The sequence below is a fragment of the Streptomyces sp. DH12 genome (assembly GCF_020873895.1).
In the GTDB taxonomy this organism is placed as follows: domain Bacteria; phylum Actinomycetota; class Actinomycetes; order Streptomycetales; family Streptomycetaceae; genus Streptomyces.
The window spans coordinates 1-570 of sequence record NZ_JAHWGT010000538.1; the positions used below are offsets into that span (position 1 = coordinate 1).

Sequence of the window (570 nt, forward strand, 5' to 3'; positions counted from 1 at the left end):
GTGATCCACAGGTGGGCCCTGTACGGGCAGGCGTACTGCACGGTCGTCTGAGGGGAGCGCGGACAGATCCCGCGCCCGCGGACTCCTCAGGCGTCCTTGAGGCTAGGGAACGGCTGGTCCGCCTCCAGCTCGAACGCCAGCTCCAGCAGGGTGCGTTCGGCGCCCGGGCGGCCGGAGAACATCACGCCGACGGGGAGGCCGTCCGCCGTCGTGGACGCGGCCGGGAGGGAGATCGACGGGGTGCCGACGACGTTGTTGACCGGGGTGAACGCCACGTAGGCGAGGATGCGTTCGATCAGCGTGGCGTACGGGACGGACGGGCTGAGGTGGCCCAGCGGCGGGGTGGTGTGGGCCAGCACCGGGGACAGGATGACGTCCAGGCCACGGAACGCCGCCGCGTACGCCTCCCGCGTGCGCCTCAGCCGCCGCAGCACACCCGGCGTACGCCGCCAGTTGGCGACGTAGGTGGCGCGCAGGCCGCGACTCAGGCCGTCCATGCGGTGGCGGTCGAACTCCGCGCCCATGGTGCGTCCCGTGGCGCCGATGAGGAACGACAGCAGGCCCCAGTAG

1 protein-coding gene is annotated in these 570 nt (G+C 72.3%); it reads right to left on the reverse strand.

Features of this window, described 5'->3' with window-relative positions; genetic code table 11:
* Positions 1–86: 86 nt before the first annotated feature.
* The coding region (locus LPA54_RS35645) for an amidase family protein (protein WP_267487973.1) at positions 87–570 on the reverse strand (484 nt) is incomplete at its 5' end.